The organism is Yimella sp. RIT 621 (assembly GCF_004146205.1).
Lineage (GTDB): Bacteria > Actinomycetota > Actinomycetes > Actinomycetales > Dermatophilaceae > Yimella > Yimella lutea.
Genome location: NZ_SEIP01000028.1, coordinates 1 through 5,512 on the forward strand (window position 1 = coordinate 1; position 5,512 = coordinate 5,512).

Annotated in this window: 8 protein-coding genes; 5 read left to right on the plus strand and 3 right to left on the minus strand. The window is 66.9% G+C overall.

Annotated features, from left to right (window positions below; translation table 11 throughout):
• Positions 1 to 112: 112 nt before the first annotated feature.
• Positions 113 to 721, plus strand: coding sequence for a DUF4158 domain-containing protein (locus EU513_RS15475; protein ID WP_168990319.1), 609 nt, complete (start codon positions 113 to 115; stop codon positions 719 to 721).
• Positions 722 to 1,021: 300 nt separating this feature from the next.
• Positions 1,022 to 1,333 (plus strand): hypothetical protein, encoded by a 312-nt coding sequence (locus tag EU513_RS15480; protein WP_115924565.1) that lies wholly within the window; start codon positions 1,022 to 1,024, stop codon positions 1,331 to 1,333.
• A gap of 25 nt (positions 1,334 to 1,358) precedes the next feature.
• Here EU513_RS15480 and EU513_RS15485 read toward each other — a convergent pair whose 3' ends face one another.
• Both EU513_RS15485 and EU513_RS15490 read right to left on the minus strand, forming a co-directional pair.
• Positions 1,359 to 1,955: a vitamin K epoxide reductase family protein gene (locus tag EU513_RS15485; RefSeq protein ID WP_240796083.1), complete on the minus strand. Its 597-nt coding sequence runs from the start codon at positions 1,953 to 1,955 to the stop codon at positions 1,359 to 1,361.
• A gap of 13 nt (positions 1,956 to 1,968) precedes the next feature.
• The gene (locus tag EU513_RS15490) at positions 1,969 to 2,634 is read right to left on the minus strand and encodes a thioredoxin domain-containing protein (RefSeq protein WP_115924561.1); all 666 of its coding nucleotides are present in this window, start codon (positions 2,632 to 2,634) and stop codon (positions 1,969 to 1,971) included.
• Positions 2,635 to 2,791: 157 nt separating this feature from the next.
• Here EU513_RS15490 and EU513_RS15495 point away from each other — a divergent pair, with 157 nt between their 5' ends.
• The 3 genes from EU513_RS15495 to EU513_RS15505 are packed head-to-tail and all read left to right on the plus strand — an operon-like array spanning position 2,792 to position 4,787.
• Positions 2,792 to 3,130: a helix-turn-helix transcriptional regulator gene (locus EU513_RS15495; protein ID WP_255407472.1), complete on the plus strand. Its 339-nt coding sequence runs from the start codon at positions 2,792 to 2,794 to the stop codon at positions 3,128 to 3,130.
• On the plus strand, positions 3,127 to 3,879 hold the full coding sequence (locus EU513_RS15500; RefSeq protein WP_115924557.1) for a cation diffusion facilitator family transporter: 753 nt from the start codon (positions 3,127 to 3,129) through the stop codon (positions 3,877 to 3,879). Before EU513_RS15495 ends, EU513_RS15500 begins: the two co-directional genes overlap by 4 nt.
• Positions 3,879 to 4,787, plus strand: coding sequence for a cation diffusion facilitator family transporter (locus EU513_RS15505; RefSeq protein WP_129627768.1), 909 nt, complete (start codon positions 3,879 to 3,881; stop codon positions 4,785 to 4,787). The genes EU513_RS15500 and EU513_RS15505 overlap by 1 nt, the downstream gene beginning before the upstream one ends.
• 233 nt (positions 4,788 to 5,020) lie before the next feature.
• On the opposite strand, the gene EU513_RS15510 is transcribed toward EU513_RS15505, so the two are convergent.
• A partial coding sequence (locus EU513_RS15510; RefSeq protein ID WP_129627770.1) for a DUF305 domain-containing protein occupies positions 5,021 to 5,512 on the minus strand: 492 nt, incomplete at its 5' end.

Below are 5,512 nucleotides of genomic sequence, written 5' to 3' on the forward strand. Positions count from 1 at the left end.
GGCCACTCGCCGCGAGCGTAGCCACCCCCGCAACGCGGGGTGCCGGTAAGGAACATGTCATCAGGGGCAAACCGGCTCCGTCGCCCCCTCAGGTGCGGAAGCATCTCCGATCGTGGATCGGACGCTTGAGCTCGATGAGCTGGTGGAGCACTGGACGTTGCTGGATGACGAGCTTGAGTTGGTCGCGGGCAAGCGAGGCGCGACCAGGCTCGGATTCGTTCTGCTGCTGAAGTTCTACATCCACCACGGCCACTTTCCGGAGCGCGAGGACGTGCTGCCGCCCGAGGCGGTCAGGTTCGTCGCGGACCAGGTGAAGGTGCCGGCCTCTGAACTCACGCGTTACGAGTGGTCGGGCCGGTCGATCAAGTACCACCGTGCGCAGATCCGCAGCCATCTGGGCTTTCGAGAGTGCTCAGTTGAGGACGCCGACAAGCTGACGTCCTGGCTGGCCACCGAGGTGTGCGAGACAGAACGGTCCCCGGACCGGGTGCGTGAGCAACTGCTCGGTCGTTGCCGGCAGGAGCAGGTCGAGCCGCCCACCGACGGTCGGATTGACCGGATGGTCCGCTCGGCGCTGCATCAGGGCGAAGCCACGTTGTCGTCCCGGATCGCGGCCCGGCTACCCGCCTCAACGGCGGCGCACGGTTGGAGGAGCTGGTCTCGGTCGATGTGGAAGTCGAGGACGGCGCGGCAGCGGATGAGTCGGTGCTGGCGTTGGTGAAGTCGGTGCCAGGGAACGTGTCGCTGGAGACGATGCTGACCGAGATCCGCAAGCTGCGCGCCGTCCGAGCGGTCGACCTGCCGCCAGGCCTGTTCGCCGATGTCGCGCCAAAGGTGTTGGCAGCATGGCGTTCTCGGGCCGCGGTGGAATCGCCGTCACATCTGCGGGCGCACCCGACCGGTCTGCGGCTGACGTTGTTGGCGGTGTTGCTGCATACCCGGGAGCGGGAGATCACCGACACCTTGGTTGACCTGTTGATCTCCACGGTGCACCGGATCAACGCCCGCGCGGACCGGCCGGGTGACCCAAGAGCTGGTGAACGCGTTCAAGAAGGTGACGGGCAAGGAGAACATCCTGTTCGCGATCGCCAACGCTGGCTTCGCCGATGTCCAGCTCGAGTCCTTGGTCTGTCCGGAGTTTCAAGGCCAGGACATCCCGGACGCGGTCGACTTCCTGCAGCGCTCGGATTTCGGCAGCGTCTTGTTCGCGAAAGCCAGCAGGGAGCAAGCAGCAGCGGGCTGGGCTGCCGTCGCTGCTGCGCTCCGGCCGCATCAGCGTGAGGACGGCGTCTACCTTGACGGCGCTGCGTGGCTGGTCACAGCACGCGCATGACTGCCCCGACCCGGAGGTGGTCGGGTTACACCAGCGTGCTCCAGTAATCCCAGAAGCGCACGGCGATCAACGCCGCGACCACCAGAGTCCATGCCACGAGCAGGCTCGGCGCGTACTGGATGATCGAGGGTGGCACGCGGAGTGCCCGCCGCAAGGAGGTCACGGCGGCCACGAAGATCGTCATCGTGACGACCCACACCACCATGCAGTAAGGGCACAACGCGCCGATGCGGTACAGGGACTGCAAGATCAACCAGTGCACCAGCAGCACGCCCGCGGCCGCGCCGATCAGCAGGCCCCACCAGTACCAGCCGCGCAGCACGGCGCCGGCCAGCAGCGACGCCCCGGTCGTGGTCACCACGGCGAATCCGACCACTCCGATGACCGGGTTCGGGAAGCCCAACAGCTCGGCTTGCCAGGTCTTCATGATGGACCCGCAGCTCAGGACCGGGTTGATGCTGCACGTCGGCGTGTAGCCAGGGTCCTTCAGCAGCTCGACCTTCTCGATGAGCAGGGTCGCGGACGCGACCAACCCGATCAGTCCCGCGACCAAAAGCGACCACGCGGTCGATCGGCCAGGTGCATGTCGCCCGCCCGGGTCGGCCCCGGTCTCGGTGCTCACGCCTGCGGCTGGGTCAGTTCTTGACAGCATCATCGATGCTGGCGCGGAAGTCGTCGAGGGAGGTCGGGTTCAGCTGTTTGCCGTTGAGGAAGAACGTGGGTGTGCCCTGGACCCCGAGGTACTGGCCGTCGCCGCGGTCCAGCTCGACCCGCGCCTTGGTGGCGGGGTCCTTGACCGCCTTGTCGTAAGCGGTCAGGTCGAGTCCGAGCTGCTGAGCGAAGCCGCGGAACGCCGGGGCCTGGGAGACCTGCTTCTCGCCCCACTGCGACTGCGTCTCATACATCTTCTTGTACATCGGCTCAAGCTTTCCCTGCTGCGCCGCGGCCTCGACCGCGATCGCTGCGTTCATCGCGTTCTTGTGGCTCGGGATCGGGTAGTAGCGCAGCACGAAGGTGACCTTGCCGGCGTACTGCTTGCGCAGGTCTTCGACCACGGGGTACGCCGCGCGGCACGACTCGCACTCGAAATCGAGAAACTCCACCAACGTGACCTTGCCGTCCAGTGCTGGGGAACCCAGCCGGTGACTGTTGTCGCGTACTAGGCGCGAGGACGAGGAGGACGTCTTGCCCGGTTCTGCGGCATCGGCGCCGCTGTCGCGAGAGGCCAGGAGGACGACCCCAAGGACCACGACGAATGCCGCGATCAGGACGGCAGAGATGAGCGAGTTGCGGCGGGTCACGTGAGAGGCTCCAGGGCTGATGGCGGGTTGGGCTTGACCGGGCCAACGCCGCGGGCGGCGCTCAGGTTCCACCGGCGGTTGACGATCACGAGAAGAACGTTAACATCGCCATATGGCGATAACAACGACACGTGATGCACTGGCGGTTGAGGATCCCGTGGACGAGACGACTGCTGCGGTCGCGGCCGCGTGCCTGTTCCATGGAATGGGTGATCCATCGAGGGTCGCGATCTTGCAGCACCTGCTGCTGGGTGAGCACAAGGTCGTGGAGCTGACTGCGCACCTGGGTTTAGCGCAGTCGACGGTGTCCAAGCACCTGGCATGCCTGCGCGACTGCGGCTTGGTGGCGTCTCGGCCCGTGGGTCGGGCCTCGGTGTTCTCACTCGCTCATCCGGGCGCTGTGGCCCGAGTGTTCGCCGCGGCTGAAGAACTCCTGGCCGCGACCGGCGACGCCGTGGTCTTGTGCCCGACATCCGGGGTAGGAGCACAGTCATGACCGGTGTCCCGCTCATCGGCCGCATCGCGCTGAGCCCGGAGGCCAGGCGTCGCCTCAGCCTGCGTGCCCAGCTGCTCGCGGGCGCGACCGTCGCCTACAACCTGCTCGAGGCCATCATTGCCATCGCAGCAGGTCGGGCCGCGAACTCCGCGGCGCTGGTGGGTTTCGGGCTGGACTCCCTGGTCGAGGTCTCCTCGGGTCTGATCATCTTGTGGCAGTTCCGTCACGCGGTGCCCGAGTCGCGTGAACGGTTAGCGCTGCGGCTGATGGCCATCGCATTCTTCGCCCTGGCCATCTACGTCTCCCTCGATGCTGCCCGCACCCTTCTGGGGTCAACCGAACCGGACCCATCCTCGATCGGTGTGATCCTCGGTGCCGTCTCGCTGGCCGTCATGCCATTCCTGTCCTGGGCGCAGCGGCGCACCGGACGCGCACTGGCCTCGGGGTCGGTGGTGGCCGACTCCAAGCAGACCCTGCTGTGCACCTATCTGTCGGCGGTGCTCCTGGCCGGCCTCCTCGTCAACGCCTGGTGGGGCTGGTGGTGGGCCGACCCGATCGCAGGCCTGGTCATCGCAGCCGTGGCGGTCCGGGAGGGACTGCAGGCATGGCGAGGCGATGCCTGCTCCTGCACGCCGCTTCCCCTGAATGAAGCCGACACGGAGGATGGCTCGTGTACCTGCGGTCCCGGATGCACGGACGCCTGCTGCGAGCCTGAGTCGACCGTGTCAACCGGGATGGGGGCTCGCTGATGGGCGGCGATCACTCCCACGGCACCGAGCACGCTGGCGGCCGTCATCGGTGGCGCCTGGGCGTCGCGTTCACGCTGGTCGCTTCCTACTTCGTCGTCGAGCTCTGCTTCGGCCTGTGGTCGGGGTCCCTGGCGCTTCTCTCTGACGCCGGGCACATGGCCGCCGACGTGGTTGCCCTCGGCGCGGCGCTCACCGCGACCAGGATCGCCAGCCGCCCGGACACGACCGGCCGACGTACATTCGGCTCCTACCGAGCAGAGGTCTTCGCCTCCGGCCTCACCGTCCTGCTCATGCTGGGCGCCGCCGTCTACGTGACGGTCGAGGCGGTCAGCCGGATCGGCGAAACCGTCGAGGTCGACACCGGACCCATGCTCATCGTCGGCGGTATAGGCCTCCTGGTAAACGTGATCGCCATGGTGCTGCTGCGCGGTGGCGCGGCCGAGAGCCTGAACGTCAAGGGCGCCTACCTTGAAGTGGTTGCTGACACCGTGGGATCCGTCGGGGTCATCGTCGCCGGGATCCTGGTCGCCCGCACCGGAAGCCCGTGGTGGGACACCATCGTCGCTCTCGCGATCGCGGTGTTCGTCGCTGTCCGCGCGATCATGCTTGGCCGGGAGGTGCTGGCCGTGCTAGGGCAGCACGCCCCCGCCGGCGTGGACCCCGAAGCCATCGATGCGCAACTGCGTGCGGTGCCCGGCGTCCTCCAGGTGCACGACCTGCACCTATGGACCCTGACCTCTGGGATGAACGTGGCCACCGCCCACCTGGTCGCCGAACCCAACACCGACGCCAACACCGTCCTGACCGCAGCCCGAAAAGTTCTGCGCGGACACGCCCAGATCGAGCACGCCACCCTGCAAATCGAATCAGGGGCCGCAGCCCGCGGATGCGCCGAAATGTCTTGGTAGGTCGTCAACGCGCATCCCATCCCGCCATCAGTGTCGATCAGCGAACGAGGCGGCCGCGCATCGTGGAGGACTCCTTGCTTCAATGAACGGAAACGCACCCTGGCTGCGACCAGATCCAAGCCTGACTACGCGGCCACTTCTGCGTCGAGCACTCCACCTGACCGGCCTCCGGACCGCAGCACGAGCACAAACCCGTGACCTGGCGCAGAAGCACGGGCAACGACGCGCGCGAGCTAGGTCGGCAGCGTTCCGCGCAGCCGGGTCATCTGGGTGATCTCCGCCTCCTGCGAGGTCTCGATCGCGCCAGCCAAGGTATCGACCGCAGGGTTCTCCGTCATCGGCTGGATGGCCCGGGCCATGCCGATCCCGCCACGGTGATGGGCGATCATCAGGGTCAGGAACAGTCGATCTGCCGCCGGCCCGGTCGCTGCGCGTAGCTGTGCCAGCTGAGCCGGGGTCGCCATCCCCGGCATCGTGCTACCCGTACTGGCAGGCGACCCCATGTGGTGCCCGCTGCCCATCCACGCCATTGGCGGTTCAGATCCGGTCTGGTGCAGCCGCCACTGGGCCAGCCAGCCGTACATCTGCCCGGCCTGCTGCTGCTGGGTGGTAATGATGTCGTAGGCGATGGTGCGGATCGTTGAGTTGGTGGTCTTGTCCCGGATGATGAAGGCCATCTCGACTGCTTGGCGATGATGGGTCTGCATGTCCCTGGCAAAGCCCGC